15 protein-coding genes and 1 riboswitch are annotated in these 18,537 nt (G+C 40.3%); of the genes, 9 read left to right on the forward strand and 6 right to left on the reverse strand.

Annotation, left to right across the window (positions count from 1 at the left end; genetic code table 11):
* Positions 1 to 676: 676 nt before the first annotated feature.
* The 4 genes from QF004_RS11765 to QF004_RS11780 all read right to left on the reverse strand — a co-directional run bounded on the left by QF004_RS11765 (position 677) and on the right by QF004_RS11780 (position 6,642).
* Positions 677 to 1,114, reverse strand: a complete 438-nt coding sequence (locus tag QF004_RS11765) for a UPF0158 family protein (RefSeq protein ID WP_307426544.1) — start codon at positions 1,112 to 1,114, stop codon at positions 677 to 679.
* A gap of 192 nt (positions 1,115 to 1,306) precedes the next feature.
* Positions 1,307 to 2,581, reverse strand: a complete 1,275-nt coding sequence (locus QF004_RS11770; RefSeq protein ID WP_307426547.1) for a RidA family protein — start codon at positions 2,579 to 2,581, stop codon at positions 1,307 to 1,309.
* 1,166 nt (positions 2,582 to 3,747) lie between these two features.
* The gene (gene dnaK / locus QF004_RS11775) at positions 3,748 to 5,646 is read right to left on the reverse strand and encodes a molecular chaperone DnaK (RefSeq protein WP_133439674.1); all 1,899 of its coding nucleotides are present in this window, start codon (positions 5,644 to 5,646) and stop codon (positions 3,748 to 3,750) included.
* 609 nt (positions 5,647 to 6,255) lie between these two features.
* Positions 6,256 to 6,642 carry a c-type cytochrome gene (locus QF004_RS11780; protein ID WP_282904646.1) on the reverse strand — a complete coding sequence of 129 codons (387 nt, stop codon included), beginning with the start codon at positions 6,640 to 6,642 and terminating at the stop codon, positions 6,256 to 6,258.
* 137 nt (positions 6,643 to 6,779) lie between these two features.
* On the opposite strand from QF004_RS11780, the gene QF004_RS11785 reads away from it, so the two are divergent.
* The 8 genes from QF004_RS11785 to QF004_RS11820 all read left to right on the forward strand — a co-directional run bounded on the left by QF004_RS11785 (position 6,780) and on the right by QF004_RS11820 (position 14,112).
* The gene (locus QF004_RS11785) at positions 6,780 to 7,286 is read left to right on the forward strand and encodes a c-type cytochrome (RefSeq protein WP_307426553.1); all 507 of its coding nucleotides are present in this window, start codon (positions 6,780 to 6,782) and stop codon (positions 7,284 to 7,286) included.
* Between the two features lie 87 nt (positions 7,287 to 7,373).
* Positions 7,374 to 9,368 carry a Sec-dependent nitrous-oxide reductase gene (gene nosZ / locus QF004_RS11790; RefSeq protein WP_282904644.1) on the forward strand — a complete coding sequence of 665 codons (1,995 nt, stop codon included), beginning with the start codon at positions 7,374 to 7,376 and terminating at the stop codon, positions 9,366 to 9,368.
* 130 nt (positions 9,369 to 9,498) lie between these two features.
* Entirely contained in the window at positions 9,499 to 10,086 is a 588-nt protein-coding gene (locus tag QF004_RS11795; protein ID WP_133439670.1) for a hypothetical protein, read from the forward strand.
* Positions 10,087 to 10,134: 48 nt separating this feature from the next.
* Positions 10,135 to 10,545, forward strand: coding sequence for a nitrous oxide reductase accessory protein NosL (locus QF004_RS11800; protein WP_133439669.1), 411 nt, complete (start codon positions 10,135 to 10,137; stop codon positions 10,543 to 10,545).
* Between the two features lie 47 nt (positions 10,546 to 10,592).
* On the forward strand, positions 10,593 to 11,843 hold the full coding sequence (locus tag QF004_RS11805) for a nitrous oxide reductase family maturation protein NosD (protein ID WP_307426558.1): 1,251 nt from the start codon (positions 10,593 to 10,595) through the stop codon (positions 11,841 to 11,843).
* Between the two features lie 72 nt (positions 11,844 to 11,915).
* Positions 11,916 to 12,629 (forward strand): ABC transporter ATP-binding protein, encoded by a 714-nt coding sequence (locus tag QF004_RS11810; RefSeq protein WP_133439667.1) that lies wholly within the window; start codon positions 11,916 to 11,918, stop codon positions 12,627 to 12,629.
* Positions 12,626 to 13,393, forward strand: coding sequence for an ABC transporter permease subunit (locus QF004_RS11815; protein WP_282904640.1), 768 nt, complete (start codon positions 12,626 to 12,628; stop codon positions 13,391 to 13,393). Before QF004_RS11810 ends, QF004_RS11815 begins: the two co-directional genes overlap by 4 nt.
* A gap of 164 nt (positions 13,394 to 13,557) precedes the next feature.
* Positions 13,558 to 14,112, forward strand: coding sequence for a fasciclin domain-containing protein (locus QF004_RS11820; protein WP_307426561.1), 555 nt, complete (start codon positions 13,558 to 13,560; stop codon positions 14,110 to 14,112).
* Positions 14,113 to 14,184: 72 nt separating this feature from the next.
* Here QF004_RS11820 and QF004_RS11825 read toward each other — a convergent pair whose 3' ends face one another.
* Both QF004_RS11825 and QF004_RS11830 read right to left on the reverse strand, forming a co-directional pair.
* Complete coding sequence (locus tag QF004_RS11825) at positions 14,185 to 15,396, reverse strand: hypothetical protein (protein ID WP_307426564.1); 1,212 nt, start codon at positions 15,394 to 15,396, stop codon at positions 14,185 to 14,187.
* 52 nt (positions 15,397 to 15,448) lie between these two features.
* Positions 15,449 to 16,051: a Crp/Fnr family transcriptional regulator gene (locus QF004_RS11830; RefSeq protein WP_133439664.1), complete on the reverse strand. Its 603-nt coding sequence runs from the start codon at positions 16,049 to 16,051 to the stop codon at positions 15,449 to 15,451.
* Positions 16,052 to 16,182: 131 nt separating this feature from the next.
* Between QF004_RS11830 and ppk1 the strand changes: the two genes are divergently transcribed.
* A complete protein-coding gene (ppk1, locus tag QF004_RS11835) occupies positions 16,183 to 18,255 on the forward strand; it encodes a polyphosphate kinase 1 (protein WP_307426568.1) in 2,073 nt (690 codons plus the stop codon).
* Positions 18,256 to 18,270: 15 nt separating this feature from the next.
* Positions 18,271 to 18,465: riboswitch (cobalamin riboswitch) on the forward strand.
* The last annotated feature ends 72 nt before the right edge of the window (positions 18,466 to 18,537 follow it).

The raw sequence follows: 18,537 nt of genomic DNA on the forward strand, positions 1-18,537 counted from the left end.
TATGGATAACTTTTTTACGCTTCGCTTAAAGTTACCCACATTTCTAAACCAAATCAACAACAACGACAACATTTTTTTTACACACTTTTTAAGACACTACCGTCATCCCCTGGGAATCCCCCAGGAATCCCCCACGATAAAGCATAAGAAAGCATTAAATAAGAGACCGGCAGATTTGGTCGTTTTCGGCAAATCCGGCCGTTTCCGGCGGAAAGAAACCGGTGTAGGAAATAGAACAGTCCGTTATTCGCTTTTCAGCCGGGAATTTTTTAAAATACTGTTTTGTGATAAAAAGTGCGCGTCAAGCGAACAATCTATAACTGAGCTCCCTTACCAGGTTCGGATTTGATCCCACGATGGAGTCGTGCGCTAAACCGTCAGCAACCTTGCGCATGGATACTATTATCAAACAGCCATCAGATTAACAATTTAAAAACGTTGAAGGTGCAATCGTACAGTAGTGGGAGGAACCACGGCAATTGCGCGGCCTGGATTTCAATAGAAACAGAACAGTACAGGACACTCAGGAAACGGCTGAATCCCGTCACGGGTACGATGAAAATCTGCGGTGGCCATGGACTTTTTGTTAAAAAACCTTTGCACCGTGAAATCTTAGATAGTGCCTGGTCTTTAGGTGAAAACCCCGAACTCAAGGTACACTTCAAGGCCCGTTCATCTATTTCACAATGCCTTTTGCTTCATTTAATTGCATTGCCACTATTTTTTCCAGTTGCAATTTTTTAAAAGCAAACCATTCTTCTCTAAAATCAGAGTTGTCGATTGAATTCTTAAAATTCTGAAAGGGCTTTTTGTTTTCTAAAATACTTTCCAGTTCTGCTTGATACCGGGTGTCATTTAGCTGGTCAACGAATAGTTTCATTATTTTAAAGGATTCCTTGCTTTCTACAACCTCTATTTTAATGAAATCCGGCCTGTTTTTCTCAACCGCCTGTAGCTCATCTTTAAAGCATTCCTGAAATTCCTCTTCATCAAAAAAGTTTGAAAAGTTCGGAATTGAAATTATTTCATGACTTGTGGGATGATAATAGCAGTCATTTCCGCAGTCCAATTCCTGTGCAATTTCTGCAATTGCTTTTAACATGGAATATTCCATTTTTTTTAAAATTCAATAAGTTTATTTTACCATTACCATATTCAGTGAAGATCCTACGGATCCTTTCGTGCAGGTGATTTCGGTTCCGTTCAATCACCGAGGAGAAGCAGTCTTTCAGAATAATGATTTCGCCTCTGCGGCCGGCACTCACAAATAACTTCGCTCCGTGCTGTATTTGACGGAAAATTCCAGTTATGCTTTTGGAGGAGTTCCTTCTGCGTTGGCAACAACTGCATCAATCTGGATCAAAGCATCTTTCTGTAAAGCGGAGACGCCCACTGTTCTTCTAGCAGGAATACCGCCAGGGAAGAATTTTTTGTAAACTTCGTCTACGGCATCCATATCTGCAATATTTTTAACAAAGATATTGACTTTAACGACATCTTCCATAACGTGGTTGATGCTTTCGACGATGGCCTTGATGTTTTTTAAACACTGTTCCGTCTGTTCTTTTATACCACCGGCAACCAGTTCACCCGTTTTCGCATCCAAAGGCAGTTGCGCTGAAAGATGATTGTAATGAGAAAAAGCTACGGTTTGTGTACTCAGAGAACATTCAGGTGCATTTTGAGTGTTATTTGCCCAGATAACGATTCCATGTCTGTGCTCTACGGCTTGGGGAGGAGTACCGTCTCCGTGTGACACCACTGCTTCAATCTGGATTAGGGCATCCATCGGTAAGGCTGAAGCGGCAACTGTTGTGCGTGCAGGAACATACCCTACAGTTCTGGCAATCGCAGAGTCTGGGAAAAATGTGGAGTACACTTCGTTTACGGCATCAATATCTGCGAGGTTTTTAAGGAAGATATTAATTTTGACAATATCGTCAAAAGGAACATCGATACTTTCTAAAATCGCCTTGATATTTTTCAGGCACTGGGTCGTCTGCTCTTTTACACCGCCAGCCACCAATCTGCCCGATTTCGGATCGACTGGTAACTGAGCTGAAAGGTTATTGTAGTGAGAGAAAGCGACCGCCTGCGCAGATAAAGTACTTACGGGCGCATTGGGCGTATTATTGGTCAGTTTTATAAGATCTCCGGATTGTGGTGCGTCTGGAATGGTGCCTTCGCCGTTCGAAATAAGAGCTTCAATCTGAACCAGCGCATTCATCGGTAAGGCTGCCACGGCCACTGTCGTCCTTGTCGGAACATAGGTTGGGAAGAATGTTTTATAAACTTCGTCTACAGCATCAGCATCTTTGATGTTGGTTACGAATACAGTGATTCTTATAAGATCGCTCATCACATGGCCGATACTGTCTACAACGGCCTTGATGTTTTTGAAGCACTGTTCTGCCTGCTCCCTGATACCGCCGGATACCAACGCACCTGATTTCGGATCGACCGGCAATTGGGCCGACAGGTTATTGTAATGGGAGAAGGCTACCGTTTGCGAGTAGGGACCGATTGCTTTTGCAGCATTTTCCGTATTTCTTGCCAATAAGGAATTTACTTTTGAACTCATCTTTATCAATTTAGTCGGTTAATAAATAATGTGAGTTACGCTTTAATTTAGCTTGAATGGCGGAAATTAAGCGCTGCGCTCCATCGTACAAAATTACTGTAAAATCTTTTTAAAGAAATGTCTGAAAACCATAAATTTTACCGCCGAAGCAAAACTTTATGATATTTTAAGTAGACGTTAACATACTGCATGTCTTGTCTTTGCATACAAAATAAAAGTTTATTTATTGCCTTTAGTAATGCAACGACAAACAAAGATTTCTTTATACTTTTAAGATCAACCAGGACGATAAAGCTTATTGGAGTAAGACAAATTCACGAGAAAGCATGAGAAAGCATTAAATAGGAGATCGCCACATGGAGTCGTTTTCGGTAAATCCGGCCGTTTCCGGCGGAAAGAAACCGGTGTAGGAAACAGAGCAGTTCGTTCTCCCTTTTTCAGCCGGGATTTTTTTTTAAAATACTGTTTAAAAGTCTGTTTAAATTTCATCAAAATTAATTTCCCCAACCCTTACTTCGGCTTCGCTCAGCATAAAAAAGGGAATAATTTTGATGAAATTTTCAGAGAATTTTCCACCTTTTAGGTTGGGGAAAAAGAAAATATTTTTTGTAAGCAAATGTAAACAGGGCTCTAAAATTCAATGTTGTTATCGCGGAATTTTTTTTGGCCATCGAACCGGGTATTTTGTTCTTTTTTGCAAAAGTACGGTCATGAACTCCTCATGAACTATCCATGAAGTATCCATGAAGCATCTATGAAGCATCTAGGCATTATGACATTATCGTCAGTTGGAGGGTGAAAGGCGGAAGAGGTGATCTGCTCACAGCGCCTAAGTATAGCAGTGCTAAGGAAGCTTTTAGCCAGGCGGCACCCAAGAGGTAAAGAAATATACTGTAAGTCAACCGCTTAACTATAAAATTAATGGACTGGTTATGGAGTTGTTATGGAGTTGCTATGGAGTTGTTGTAGATCCGGTAATGGAGAATTAACATACGATGACTGAAAAGCAGTTCAAAATACCGGATGATTGCCCCGGCAACAGAGGAACATGCCAATTCATTTTTATAAAGATATAAAAAATTCCCCAAGTTTTCACCTGGGGAATTCCAATTATTTTTCCTCACCCTAAATCCTTCTCCAGAGGAGAGGGACTTTTTTTGTGGGGATTATTTCACTTCTTCGAAGTCAGCATCCTGAACATCTTCGCCTCCTGCATTTCCAGCAGGATTTCCCTGTGCCTGGTCAGCACCTGGCTGTCCCTGGTTGCCTGCAGCGTACATTTCTTCAGAAGCAGCCATCCAAGCAGCATCCAAAGCTTCAGTTTTCGCTTTTACGCTCTCCATGTCTTTCGCTTCGAAAGCGGCTTTCAATTCTGTATGCGCAGCTTCAACGGCCGCTTTTTTATCAGCAGATAATTTGTCACCAAATTCTTTCAGTTGTTTTTCAGTCTGGAAGATCAATCCGTCTGCTTTGTTGAATACTTCAACTTCTTCTTTTTTCTTCGCATCCGCAGAAGCATTTTCTTCAGCTTCACGCTTCATTCTTTGGATTTCATCATCTGAAAGTCCTGAACTTGCCTGAATTTTAATTGACTGTTCTTTTCCGGTTCCTTTATCTTTGGCAGAAACACTCAGGATTCCGTTGGCATCGATATCGAAAGTTACTTCGATCTGAGGAACTCCTCTCTGAGCCGGTGGAATGTCTGATAAATCAAAACGCCCGATTTCTTTATTGTCATTAAACATTGGTCTTTCTCCCTGTCCTACTCTGATAGAAACTGCAGGCTGGTTGTCACTTGCTGTTGAGAAAACCTCTGATTTTTTAGTCGGGATTGTGGTATTTGCGTCAATCAGTTTTGTAAAGACAGAACCCATGGTTTCAATACCTAATGAAAGTGGCGTAACATCTAATAAAAGAACGTCTTTCACATCACCAGTTAAAACTCCACCCTGAATCGCAGCTCCTAACGCTACAACCTCATCCGGATTCACTCCTTTTGAAGGGGTCTTACCGAAGAATTTCTCTACCTGCTCCTGAATGATTGGGATTCTTGTAGAACCACCCACTAAAATTACCTCATCGATATCTGAAACGGAAAGACCAGCATCTGAAAGGGCTTTTTTACAAGGCTCCATAGAACGTCTTACCAAATCAGCCGCCAACTGTTCGAATTTTGATTTGGTCAAAGTCTTAACCAAGTGTTTCGGACCTGTTGCAGTTGCGGTAATATAAGGAAGGTTAATTTCAGTTTGTGAAGAAGAAGACAATTCGATTTTTGCTTTCTCTGCGGCTTCTTTTAATCTTTGAAGCGCGATTGGATCAGCTTTCAAATCAACGCCTTCTTCGGTTTTAAATTCGTCTGCTAACCAGTTGATGATCACATCATCAAAATCATCACCCCCTAAGTGGGTATCACCGTTGGTGGATAATACTTCGAAAACACCGTCGCCCAAATCAAGGATAGAAACGTCAAAAGTTCCTCCACCCAAATCATAAACTGCGATTTTCTGGTCTTTGTGATTTTTATCTAAACCATAAGCCAATGCTGCTGCGGTAGGCTCATTGATAATTCTTTCTACTTTTAAACCGGCAATTTCACCTGCTTCTTTGGTAGCCTGTCTCTGTGCGTCATTAAAATAAGCAGGAACGGTAATTACGGCTCTTGTTACTTCCTGTCCCAAATAATCTTCGGCAGTTTTCTTCATTTTCTGAAGAATCATTGCAGAGATTTCCTGAGGGGTATATTCTCTGTCGTCGATCTTTACTTTTGCGGTATCGTTAGGACCAGGTACTACTGTATAAGGTACTCTGGAAACTTCAGATGCATCATCTTTAAAGTGGGTTCCGATAAATCTTTTAATAGAATATACGGTCTTGGTCGGATTGGTTACCGCCTGTCTTTTTGCAGGATCTCCTACTTTTCTTTCACCGTCTTCTGTAAATGCAACGATGGAAGGAGTTGTTCTTTTGCCTTCTGCATTAGGAATTACTACGGGATCTTTACCTTCCATTACAGCGACACAAGAATTGGTTGTTCCTAAGTCGATTCCAATTATTTTGCTCATTTTATTTATATTTTTAGTTGTTATTAATGTTAATTTTTACAATCTGTACTTCTCCAATTTTATACCAAGGGAAAATTTATGACAAATTGACAGATTGGGTGCCGTCCCAGAAACGAAACGGAACATTTATATTTCTCACTTCTCATCAGAATTGCACAGATCGTTGATGAGAAGAAATATATTTTTAGAGCCTGTTTAAATTTGTGTAAAAACCACAAAAGGCACAAAAGGGATATTCTTTTAAGCTTTTCAAAGAGCAAATAAGGAAACTGTCCTAAAAAGTTGTGTTTTTTGCTCTCTGGAGTGTTTTCTTTTTAGATTTTTTTTGCTCATTTTGCGGTTTAACTATTTTAATCATTTTTAAACAGGTTCTTAATCCTCATTCCGGATATGCATATTGCGTTTCAGCAAAACATAAATGACACTGATTTTTTCACAAAAAAAAATAACGTTCTGTAATACTTATTTTTTCAAGACCAAAATACTTTTCAAAACTTTATCACCATACAAAATGTCACAGCGCTTCATTTATTAGATTTGATTCTGACCCAGAAACAAAAAAGACACCTTACCCGGTAAGATGTCTTTAATTTTTAATGAAGCGGTCTGTTATTTTTTAAGCGTCATGATATATTCCACCATTTTCTTAGCATTTTCTTTACTCATGCCCGTGTGTGGTGTCATCGGGATTTCTCCCCAGTTCCCTTTTCCGCCTTCAATAATCTTGTTGGCAAGCATATCAAGATCGCCTTCTGTATATTTATCTGCTACTTCCTGGTAAGAGGGCCCAACAAGTCTGGCATCAACTTTATGACAGGTTAAACAATCTGCTCCTTCGATCAGAGCCAGCCCTTCATTTTTACCTGCTGCCGCAGAATCTACAACTTTCACTACAGGTTCCTCCTTCATTACATTGCTGTCCATATTGGGATTGCTTTCTTTCTTGTTACATGCTACCAGTGCTAAAACGCCGCAGATTACGAGATACTTTTTCATTCTTTTCTTATTTTAAATATCAGTTAAAATTTTGTATCACAAATTTGACGATAATTATCATACGGTATATATGATTACAGTCATAACGAGAATCAAGCAAACGGTAGTACTTTTGAACATACAAAAAAATCAAAACAATGAAATTAGTAAAAACAATTGCCCTGGCAACGCTTACCTTCGCCTTATTCTCTTGCGGAGGAGACAAAAAAACCGATTCAATCCCTTCAGGTTCTGCTGAGACCGGAGCTGCCGCCACCGAGAACGAAAGTTCAGCTGAAATGGAAGCAAGTGCCGCCAAATATGACCCGAACAGAGGTCTTGGTAAACATGAAAACGTTGATGTAAGTAAGTTTGATCCGGCAATGGCTGCTGCAGGTAAAAAAATAGCTGAAGTAAAATGTACTTCCTGCCACAAACCAACCGACGAAAAATTAGTGGGTCCGGGCTGGCTGGGCGTTACAAAAAGACAGACTCCGGAATGGATTATGAACTTTATCTCTAATCCAGACCCGATGATCGACGTAGATCCTGAATTACAGAAACAACTGGAACTCTGTTTGGTGAGAATGCCAAATCAAGCCCTTACAGATACCGACGCCAGAGAAGTTCTCGAATACATGAGACAGATCGACGGCGCCAAATAATACCTCCTGATGATGAATGGTAAACAGATTCTTATTTACCATTCATCTTCTTTTCCTTTCTATTCCGAAAGAATTAATCAATAATATATGAAAACTTACAAGAAAATTGGACTCGCAGCTTTTGCTGCGGTGAGTATTGTCGCATGTAAACCTAAGGGTACGCAGACTGCTGTATCAGGCGATGCTGCGGAGAAAGTGTATGTTGCTCCGGGAAAACATGATGAGGTTTACAACTTCGTCAGCGGTGGTTTTAATGGGCAAATCAGCGTTGTCGGGCTACCAAGTGGCAGAACTTTGAAAATCGTTCCCGTATTCTCTGTACATCCGGAAAATGGTTATGGATTCAGTGAAGAAACAAAACCGATGCTCGAAACTTCCCACGGGTTCGTGCCTTGGGATGACCAGCACCACCTTGCCCTGTCACAGACCAACGGAGAAATTGACGGCAGGTATTTATTTGCCAACGCCAATAACACTCCGCGTGTTGCTAAGATTGACCTGACCACTTTTAAAACAACAGAGATTATTGAAATCCCTAACTCTGCAGGGAACCACTCCTCTCCTTTCTTAACGGAAAACACAGAATATGTCGTTGCCGGAACCCGTTTTGCCGTACCTGTGGACGGACAGGGCGATGTCCCAATTGAGTCTTTCAAAGAAAATTTTAAAGGCTACCTTTCTTTTATCGGAATTGGAAAAGAAGATGGAAAAATGGACATTACGTTCCAAATTGAAGCTCCGGGATTCAACTTTGACCTGTCGCACGCCGGTAAAGGGAAATCCCACGGCTGGTTCTTTTTCTCCTGCTATAACTCCGAACAGGCCAACACGCTTCTGGAAGTAAATGCTTCTCAAAACGAGAAAGATTTCATCATGGCCGTCAACTGGAAAAAAGCTGAAGAATATCTGAAAGCAGGAAAAGCCAAAAAAATGGCGGTAGAATACGCGCACAACACCTTTGACGAATCTACCCAAATGGCGAAATCTGAAATCTTAAAAGAAGTATCTGTTCTTTCTGCTAAAGAATTAAAAGACATCTGCTATTTAATTCCCTGTCCAAAATCTCCGCACGGTTGCGACATTGATCCAACGGGGGAGTACATTATTGGTTCCGGAAAACTGGCTGCTTTGATCCCTGTTTTCAGTTTTGATAAATTAATGAAAGCAATTGCAGACAAAAATTTCTCAGGTGAATTTGACGGTATTCCAATCGTTAAATATGATGCCGTTTTACACGGTGAAGTTCAAAAACCGGGTTTAGGGCCACTCCACACCGAATTTGACGGAAAGGGAAATGCCTATACCTCGATGTTCGTTTCTTCTGAAGTCGTGAAATGGGATATCGCAACCTGTAAGGTTTTAGACAGAACTCCAACGTTCTACTCTGTAGGTCACTTAATGATTCCAGGTGGAGATACTAAAAATCCTTACGGAAAATATCTGGTTGCTTATAACAAAATTACGAAAGACCGGTATTTACCAACGGGTCCGGAATTAACGCAGTCTGCCCAGCTGTTTGACATCAGTGGAGACAAAATGAAACTGCTCCTGGACTTCCCAACCATTGGCGAGCCGCATTACGCGCAGGCAGGTCCGGCAGCTTTGTTTACGAAAAACCAGATAAAATTCTATAAACTGGAAGACAACAAACACCCGTATGCGACCAAAGGTGAAGCTGAAAGTAAAGTAGTCAGAGAAGGAAATAAAGTTCATGTTTATATGACTTCTATCCGCTCTCACTTTGCACCGGATAATATCGAGGGCGTAAAAGTAGGTGACGAAGTTTACTTCCACGTGACGAATCTGGAACAGGATTGGGATGTGCCGCACGGATTCGCAATCAAAGGTGCACAAAATGCCGAACTCCTCATCATGCCGGGAGAAACCTGTACCCTGAAATGGGTTCCCCTAAAACCGGGAATGTATCCGATGTACTGTACCGACTTCTGTTCTGCCCTACACCAGGAAATGCAGGGATACGTAAGAGTATCACCGGCTGGCAGCAATACCCCGCTTATCTATTCACTGAATAATAAAAAGGACAATGCTCAAAGCCCTGTAAAACAAGGTGAAACCAAGTAAAAATCAGGAATAAAGGGCAGTTTTTACTGCCCTTTTTAATTTAAATAATTGAGGTCATTTACTGAAAAACAGTATACCGTCACTTTACTGAATCCATCAGCAAAAACTTAAATACCTTAAAAAAAACAAAATGAAAACAAACGCAATCCAAAAATGGAGTAAAATACTTCTTATCCTTTTGGGCATCGGATTAATTGTTGCGATTTTTGTGCCCATCTGGTCCATCTATCTCAACGCGCCACAATATCCGGAAGGCCTAGCGATGTTCATCCACGCCGATAAAATATCCGGAGAATACGCAATCATTAACGGTCTGAATCATTATATCGGGATGAAAGAAATACACGCCGACGAATTTTGGGAATTCAAAATCCTGCCTTACGCATTAGGAATTTTTGCACTTCTCTGTTTTTTGGCCGCTTTCTTGAACAGCCGGAAACTTCTTTATACCCTAACCGGCATCTATTTACTCTTCGGTGTAGGATTCGTATTTGATTTCTGGCGGTGGCTCTACGATTACGGCCACAACCTGAATCCTCATGCAGCGATTATCGTTCCCGGAATGTCTTACCAACCTCCACTTTTCGGCTATAAACAATTGCTTAATTTTGAAGTATGGTCTTATCCCAATATTGGAGGCGGCATCATGATTGGCGCTGGTGTTATTTTGATTATCTTAGCATTGATGGAAAACAGAATTGCTAAAAAAGCAGTTTGAGACCTTCCATTATTTCAACTTATTATCTATTTAAAAAAATTAAAAATTATGAAATTATTAGGAAGATTATTTTTAGCAGGCAGCATGATTGCTTTGACCGCATGTACGAAAACCGGACCCCAGGAAATTGCGGTGGGCAAAGACCAGTGCGACAACTGCAAAATGACCATTACCGAGCCTAAATACGCTACCGAATTAATTACCGAAAAAGGCAGACTTTATAAATTTGATGACATTCACTGCATGGAGGATTACCAAACTTCTAATCCCGAAACCACCGGTAATGCAAAAGCATATGTGGCCGATTTCCCAAGTGGAGCGTTTATAGAAAGCAATACGGCCACTTTTATTAAAGGAGGCGACATTAAAAGTCCAATGGGCGGAAACACACAGGCTTACAAAGACAAAGCCTCTGCAGAAAAAGCAGCGACCGAATTACACGCAACCCTACTCCAATAACAATCTGCAAACTTGTAATCCCCCAAGGATCGCAGTTGGTATGAAATATGAAAAATAAAATATCCTGTTTACTGTTTATACTTTTACCGGTTTTTGCGTTTTCCGCACTTTTAAAAGTCGGTAAAAACGGGCAGTACAAAACCATCAGACAAGCCATTGCCGCCGCAAAAAACGGCGACACTATTTTCGTGCAGAAGGGCCATTATCGGGAAGGAACCATCGATATCGAAAAATCATTAACCCTGATCGGAATAGACCGACCGGTAATTGACGGAAACCTCGACGGAGAAATCATCACCTTTAAGGCTGACCGTATTACTTTGAAAGGATTTAAACTGATCAACAGCGGCAGAGACGAAATCAAAAGTGTGGCCGCCGTGCATATTTACACCAGCGCCGATTCGGTCATCGATAATAATATTTTTGAAAATAACCATTTCGGAATTTATGTTCAGAGAGGATTGCGCTGTTTGATCAGCAATAACAAAATCACCAGCAACCGCGGCACTTCTGAGGAAAGCATCGGCGACGGAATCCATCTTTTGGGAAGCCGCGAAATTTGGGTGAAAAACAATTACATCAGCGGGCACAAAGACGGAATTTACCTCGAAAAAAATGCAAAATGCTTCGTCTATCGCAACCTTTCCCGACACAATCTCCGGTACGGGCTGCACTTTATGTTTTCCAACGACAGTGTTTACACAGGAAATGTCTTTGATAATAATGAAGCCGGTGTGGCCGTAATGTACGCCATGAATGTGAGTATGTACCACAACAAATTCATCAACAACTGGGGCGACAGTGTTTTCGGACTTTTATTAAAAGAAATTTCATTCAGCAAGATCAAAGGAAATACCTTCACCAACAACACCACCGCCATATTTGCGGACGGCGCCACTAAAATCGATTTTTACAATAACCAGTTCGAAAACAACGGGTGGGCGATAAAAATCAACTCAAACTGTATGGAAAATAAAGTCATCAGAAATAATTTCATCAATAATACTTTTGATGTCAGCACCAACGGTTCTACCGTGATGAACGATTTCCGGTTTAATTACTGGGACAAATATGAAGGCTACGATCTGAATAAAGATAAAATCGGCGATGTGCCCTTTCATCCGTTGAGTTTATACTCGGTTTTGGTGGAACAGAATCCATCGGTGATGCTGCTCTTCAGAAGTTTTATGGTAGACATGCTGGACCGGACGGAAAAAATAATTCCGAGCTTGACGCCTGAAAGTTTTGTTGATGATCAACCGCTGATGAAACCTCTCCGCTTTAAAAATAATCTGTAGGATTTTTATTTAAAACTTTGGCAAAAGAAAAATTTAATGAAAGTTGATGTTGAAAATTAACATCTCAATGATATGATTGAAATTAAAAATTTAACGAAGAAATTCCAAAAGTTCACCGCCCTGAACGGGATTGATTTATCCTTTGAAAATGGCCATTCCATCGCACTAATAGGCCCAAACGGCTGCGGAAAAACCACCATGATTAAATGCATTTTAGGTTTAAATGTAGTTGAAGAGGGCGATATTTTGGTCGATGGCAAAAGTGTAAAAGACGATTACAAATACCGGGAAAACATCGGCTATATGCCACAGATAGGACGATATCCCGAAAACATGACCATCGAGGAAACCATTAAGATGATCAAAGATACGCGCAAAAACAGCAGCGATTATCTTGACACTGAACTTCTGGAAGCATTCGAACTTGAAAATATCTACGGTAAAAAAATGCGGACGCTTTCCGGCGGAACCACGCAGAAAGTAAGCGCCGTACTCGCTTTTCTTTTTAATCCTAAAGTAATTATTCTGGATGAACCTACCGCCGGCCTGGATCCACTGGCGACAGAAATCCTGAAAAACAAAATCATCAAGGAGAAAAACAAAGGAAAACTCATCATCATCACTTCTCACCTGCTGAGCGAACTGGACGATATCATCACCGAAATCGTTTTCATGAACGAAGGCAAAGTGGTCGTGCACCAATCCGTAGAAGATTTGAAAAAGGAAACCAATACCGAAAAAATTTCCGACGGGATTATTTCGATCTTAAAAGCAATGAAAAAATGAACAAAATAGCCCGCTTTATTTTATTTGACATTCTAAAAAATAAAATCGTGATTCTTTATACGGTTTTACTTTTCATTATTTCCTGGTCCGTTTTAGGACTGGATAATAATTACACCAAAGCCACGCTGAGTTTACTGAATGTGGTCTTGCTGGTGGTTCCGTTAGTCAGTATTATTTTCTCGACGATTTACGTTTATAACAGCAGTCAGTTTATCGAATTGCTTTTGAGCCAACCCGTTCCGCGCGGCAAGGTTTGGTTCAATCTTTTTCTGGGACTTGCTACGGCTCTTATTTTAGCATTTTTAATCGGATGCGGGATTCCGATCCTCTTATATTCTTCGATTGCGACCGGGATTTCTTTGTTGATAACGGGTGTTTTTCTGTCGGTGATTTTTACTTCATTAGCGATGTTAGCCGCCATTTTCAGCAGAGACCGCGCCAAAGGAATCGGGATTTCAATTTTCATCTGGATGTTTTTCGCCATTATCTACGACGGGATTTTATTGGTCTTAATGTTTCAGTTCGCCGATTATCCGATTGAAGGCATCATGGCCACATTGGCGGCAGTTAATCCGATTGGACTTTCCAGAATTTTTGTGCTGCTTCAGTTAGATGTGGCCGCGATGCTGGGACAGGCCGGTGCGATTTTCAGACAGGTTTTTGGTTCAGGCGGCGGCATGGTAATATCCATCATCATCTTAGGAATCTGGACTTTGGTTCCGTTCTTATGGTCATTGATTATGTTCAATAAAAAAGATCTGTAAGTATTTTAGAACGCTTTATAAAAACTGATAAAACTCACCTAATTAATTGTTTGATATGTGATTACAGTCATAGCAGCTTACGGATTTTTCAGCTTAATTTTATCTCAGATTAAAAAAACTGATTCAATTTCAATTTTTAAAAATTAACCCATAAAATAAAAGCTATGAAAAAATCAATGATGATGCTCGCACTGATTGGCCTCACTTTTTCTTCCTGCTCGAAGAATGAGACAATAGCAGCAGCGACTGAAACCACAGGCACAGAAGCGGTCGGCGGCGGCCAGGAAGCAGTTGTGGATAATGACAGCGCTCCCGACATTGTGAAACTGGCGGTGAGCAATCCGGATTTATCGACTTTGGTAAAAGCAGTACAGGCGGCAGGTTTAGCGACCTCTTTAAGCAACGCCGGACCTTTCACCGTTTTCGCACCTACCAATGAAGCGTTTGCCAAACTTCCGGCAGGAACTCTAGATGATTTAATGAAACCTGAAAACGTTGAAAAATTAAATGACATTCTGGGTCACCACACTTACGTAGGAGTGATAAAAACCGATCAGCTTACAGATGGTCAAAGTCTGGGAATGGTTGACGGAACCCCCATCAGCATAAAAATGGTCAATGGAAAACCGGTGGTGAACGGTACCGTAAATATTATCGCATCTGTTCCCGCGTCCAATGGAATTGTTCACGTTGTTGACAGCGTCATCTTACCCAATTAAGGATCGAATAAGTTGTTTAAATTTAATTAATGTTTTGTTCAGCTTCCCGGAATTCAGTTTCAGGAAGCTTTTTTAGGCCTTCCTTTTTAAATTGAATAGGATGATTCCCAGCGAAATCAACATTAATAGAGAAACCGCCAACAGTATTTCCGGGGTAAAAGGAATTGAAATATATTTAATCGATAAAATCCCCATCAATCCAAGGACAGCTTCATTTAAGAAAATCCCGAGAAGCAGCAGTTTAAGTCCGGTAATCACAGGTTTGGTCATTTTGAAAACGTTGGTTGCCAAAATCTGGTTGATCAGAAATACCGAAACACACATTAATAGAATTAAGTGCAGATAGGCAATCACTACATTCCGGAATCCAAAGGCAAACTGACTCAATGCCGGTATGGTAGATCCCAACTGCAAAAGCGTTTTCGCGAAGAATGCAAAACCGACATACATTAAGACCAACCTTTGTAACGCAGAAAAATGAAGAACCAGTTTCGCCCAGTTTCTTTTGACCAATAGATACAGTTTGCCCGCTCCGAATGTTTGTGCAACCGTCGCCAGGACAATCGCGATAAAAATCCAAAGGGGGATTTTCATCCAAAGTACCGAAAGTCCAAAACCAATTAAACAGCCTGTAAACATCAGCCAAAAAATCATTTTGTTTTCCTGATCAGAAATTTCAGCTCCGATTTCATTTAGTGAATGAATGAGTAATCCTATACAGCTGAAAATAAAAAATCCGTTATACTGAAAATGCAGGTAATAATAAGTGGAAGCCAGATATAAATTTTGGGGCATATTTCCTGAAGCCATCATATAACTGAGTCCAAAAACGCCGACCGAAGAAATAACAGAGAAAAACAATCCTCCCAAAAACCACGGTTTTGCCAAATCGTGATTATTCCGCAAATCTCTCACTAAGAAAAAGAAGAAGACAAAACCAGTCAGCAAAGCGGCAGTTGAGGCGGCAATGGATGCCCAATAATAGCCATTATAAATAAAACTCGGAATCATCGCGTACGCCGACACCGCATTGACAATCAGTAAAGCATGGTATTTTTTCAACTGTTGTTCAGAAAGAATCCCGTGCAAATACCGGATCATCAGCACATAAATAATCTGTGTAATCCAACCGTAGAAAGCGAAATGAGAATGCGCTTCCTGCACATGTTTCTGATCAACTATCGGCAGTGAATAGGCGATTTTATATCTCATCAAAACACCCAGTACCGCAACGATTAAAAAGTTAAGAACTGAAAACCGAAGCCAAAAAATAATATTCTTCATCCTACAAAATTATGCTGAAAAAACAGATTACGGATATGACTCCCGTCATGATTTAAATGAAAATTTTACCGTTAACAATCTCAAGTTTTCCCTCTTTTTCCATCTTTTTAATGGTCCGGATAACAGTTTCAATTCTCAAGCCGGTCATGTGGGAAAGTTCTTTCCTGGTGTAATTAATCATTATTTTTTCGCCGTCGCAGCCATTCTCACTTTTAAAATCACGCAGCTGCAGCAGAATGCGGTCTTCCGGATTAAACAAAACAATCTGCTTGAGTAAGTGACTTTTTTTAATGGATTTTTTAGCGATAGAAACCGTAAATTCAAAGAGTTTTTCCGGGTGTTCTTTTAAATAAGCAATCAGGCGCTCGCGTTCAATTTTGATGATTTCCACTTTATCAGAACACACTTCTATGTTTCCCGGCACAGGCTCATTTAACAAAATGGCAGGTTCTGCAAAAAAATGACCTTCTTTCACTTTGTGCTGCAAAAGTTCTTTTCCTTTTTCCGTTAAATTAAAAACAGAAAGTTCGCCATGTTTTAAATAAAAAAAGCATTGGGAACGGTCGCCCTCGTGTAAAATAATATCCCCTTTGTAATATCTTTTAGATTCTGCTTTTGTGGTGCTTATTAAATCATCGTCCAATAAAAACTTCATGTTATATCTTTGTAATTCCTTCAAATATACCAAAGTTTTAACAAACTTTTAGGATAATATTACTACAATTTAATCAAAAAACCGCTGAAAACCCATTAGGAATCTCTATTTTTGAATTCATAATTAAAAAAATGTCGAATCAGTTCAATCCAAGAGATATTACCTGGCTTTCTTTTAACGAGAGAGTTTTACAAGAAGCTATGGATGAGTATGTTCCGTTGCATTTGCGGATTCGTTTTTTGGGAATTTTTTCCAATAATCTGGATGAGTTTTTCCGGGTTCGCGTGGCCGGTTTAAAACGGGCGATGGATTTCAAAGATAAATTCATCACGGAATCCTTTTATCAGCCGCCGACCAAGATTCTGCAGAAAATAAATGAAATTGTAATCCGGCAACAGCAGAATTTCGCGAAAACCTGGAAGAAAATTCAGGTTGAAATGGCCGACCAGAAAGTCTTCATTAAAACCGCCAGGAATTTAACCTCCGCTCAGAAACAGTTTGTCACTTCCTATTTTGATGAAGTGGTAGAAAGCAATGTCATCCCGATTTTATTGCATGACAATTCACCCATGCCCTATTTAAGGGACAAATCTCTTTACTTAGGAGTGGCGATGCGGAAAAAAGAATTTCAGTACGAAAGCAAATTTGCGATTATCGAAATTCCGTCGCGAATCGTCGGACGGTTTGTTTTACTGCCTTCGGCCGTCCCCAACGAAAAAAATGTCATGTTGTTAGAAGACGTTATCATTTACAATCTGCCGCACATTTTCTCTTACTTCGGCTATGAAGAGTTTGAAGCGCACTGTTTTAAAGTAACGAAAGATGCCGAATTCGATTTGGATAATGACATCAAAACCACGCTCGCCGAGAAAATAGAAAAAGGAATAAAATCCCGGCGCAAAGGAAAACCAACGCGTTTCACTTTTGATAAATTAATGGACAAAGCGCTGCTGGAATTCCTGATCAGAAAACTTCATTTAACAAAAAAAGACAGCATTATTCCGGGCGGGAAAATTCATAATTTCCGGCATTTCATGGAGTTCCCCGATGTTTTTGAAACCTATAAAAAACCGGTCGAAAGAACCTCTTTTGACCATCCTGAACTGGTAGGAAAAAGAATTACCGATGTGATTCAGAAAACCGATATTCTGCTCACTTTTCCCTACCACAAATACACTCCAGTCATCGATCTGTTGCGGGAATCTGCGATGGATCCCGACGTGAAGTCAATTCAGATTACGGCGTACCGGTTAGCGAGCAATTCCAAAATCATCAATGCCTTAATTAATGCGGTGAGAAACGGTAAGGAAGTGACGGTGATGCTGGAACTTCGCGCAAGATTCGATGAAGAAAACAATCTGAAATGGAAAGAGATTCTGGAGCAGGAAGGCGTGAAGGTTTTAACGGGGATTCCGAATAAAAAGGTTCATGCGAAACTTTGCGTCATTAAAAAAAGAGCCAACAATAAAACCCTTCAGTATGGTTTTGTAAGTACTGGAAACTTCAATGAAAAAACGGCAAAAATTTATGGTGACCATTTGATAATGACTTCTGACCGGGGAATTATGGCCGACATCAACAAAATATTTACCGTTCTGAAAAAACCAAAACAGGACGTGATTCCCGCTTTGAAATCCTGCAAAAATCTGGTGGTTTGTCCGGAATTCATGCGCGAGAAAATCATTGACCATATTGAGAAAGAAATTGAAGAAGCCAAATCCGGCAGAAAAACTTTAATTATCATTAAAGTCAATTCCCTGAGCGACCGGGATTTAATTACCAAACTTTATGAGGCTGCAAAAGTAGGAGTCGTGATCAAAATGATTGTACGTGGGATTTACTGCGCGATTAATCAGAAGGATTTCAAACAGAAAATCCAGGCCATCAGCATCGTTGATGAATATCTGGAACATTCCCGCATCATGTATTTTTACAATAAAGGTCATGAAGATGTCTATATTTCCTCTGCCGACTGGATGACCCGTAATCTGGATTACCGGATTGAAGCCGCCGCAAAAATCACTCAAAAAAACCTAAAAAAAGAAATCAAAGACCAACTGGAAATTCAGCTGAGCGACAATGTAAAAGCCAGAATCCTCGACAAGAAAATGGCGAACGAATATGTAAAAGCCGACACTAAAGAAATACGGTCGCAGATTGAAACTTACCATTATCTGAGAGATAAAACATCGCAGGAAAAGTAAGGATAAGAATCTGAATGTTCAGAAGTTTTCGTGGTATAAAAAATAAACAATACCTTTGCCCTGCTTTTAGAAAAGGGAATTGTGTGCGAATCACAAACTGTCCCCGCAACTGTAAATCACCATTAGTGAAACTGCGATACAACCACTGAGCAATCGGGAAGGTGCAGTTTTGTGAAAGTCAGGAGACCTTACTGAAAGTATTATTATTAAACGCTTTCGGAGGAAGAGTCGTGAATTACTGAACTTTCAGTTCTGTTTTTTTACCTGCATTTTTTCCGATAA

It is taken from the genome of Chryseobacterium sp. MDT2-18 (assembly GCF_030815285.1).
GTDB classification, from domain to species: Bacteria; Bacteroidota; Bacteroidia; order Flavobacteriales; family Weeksellaceae; genus Kaistella; species Kaistella salivictor.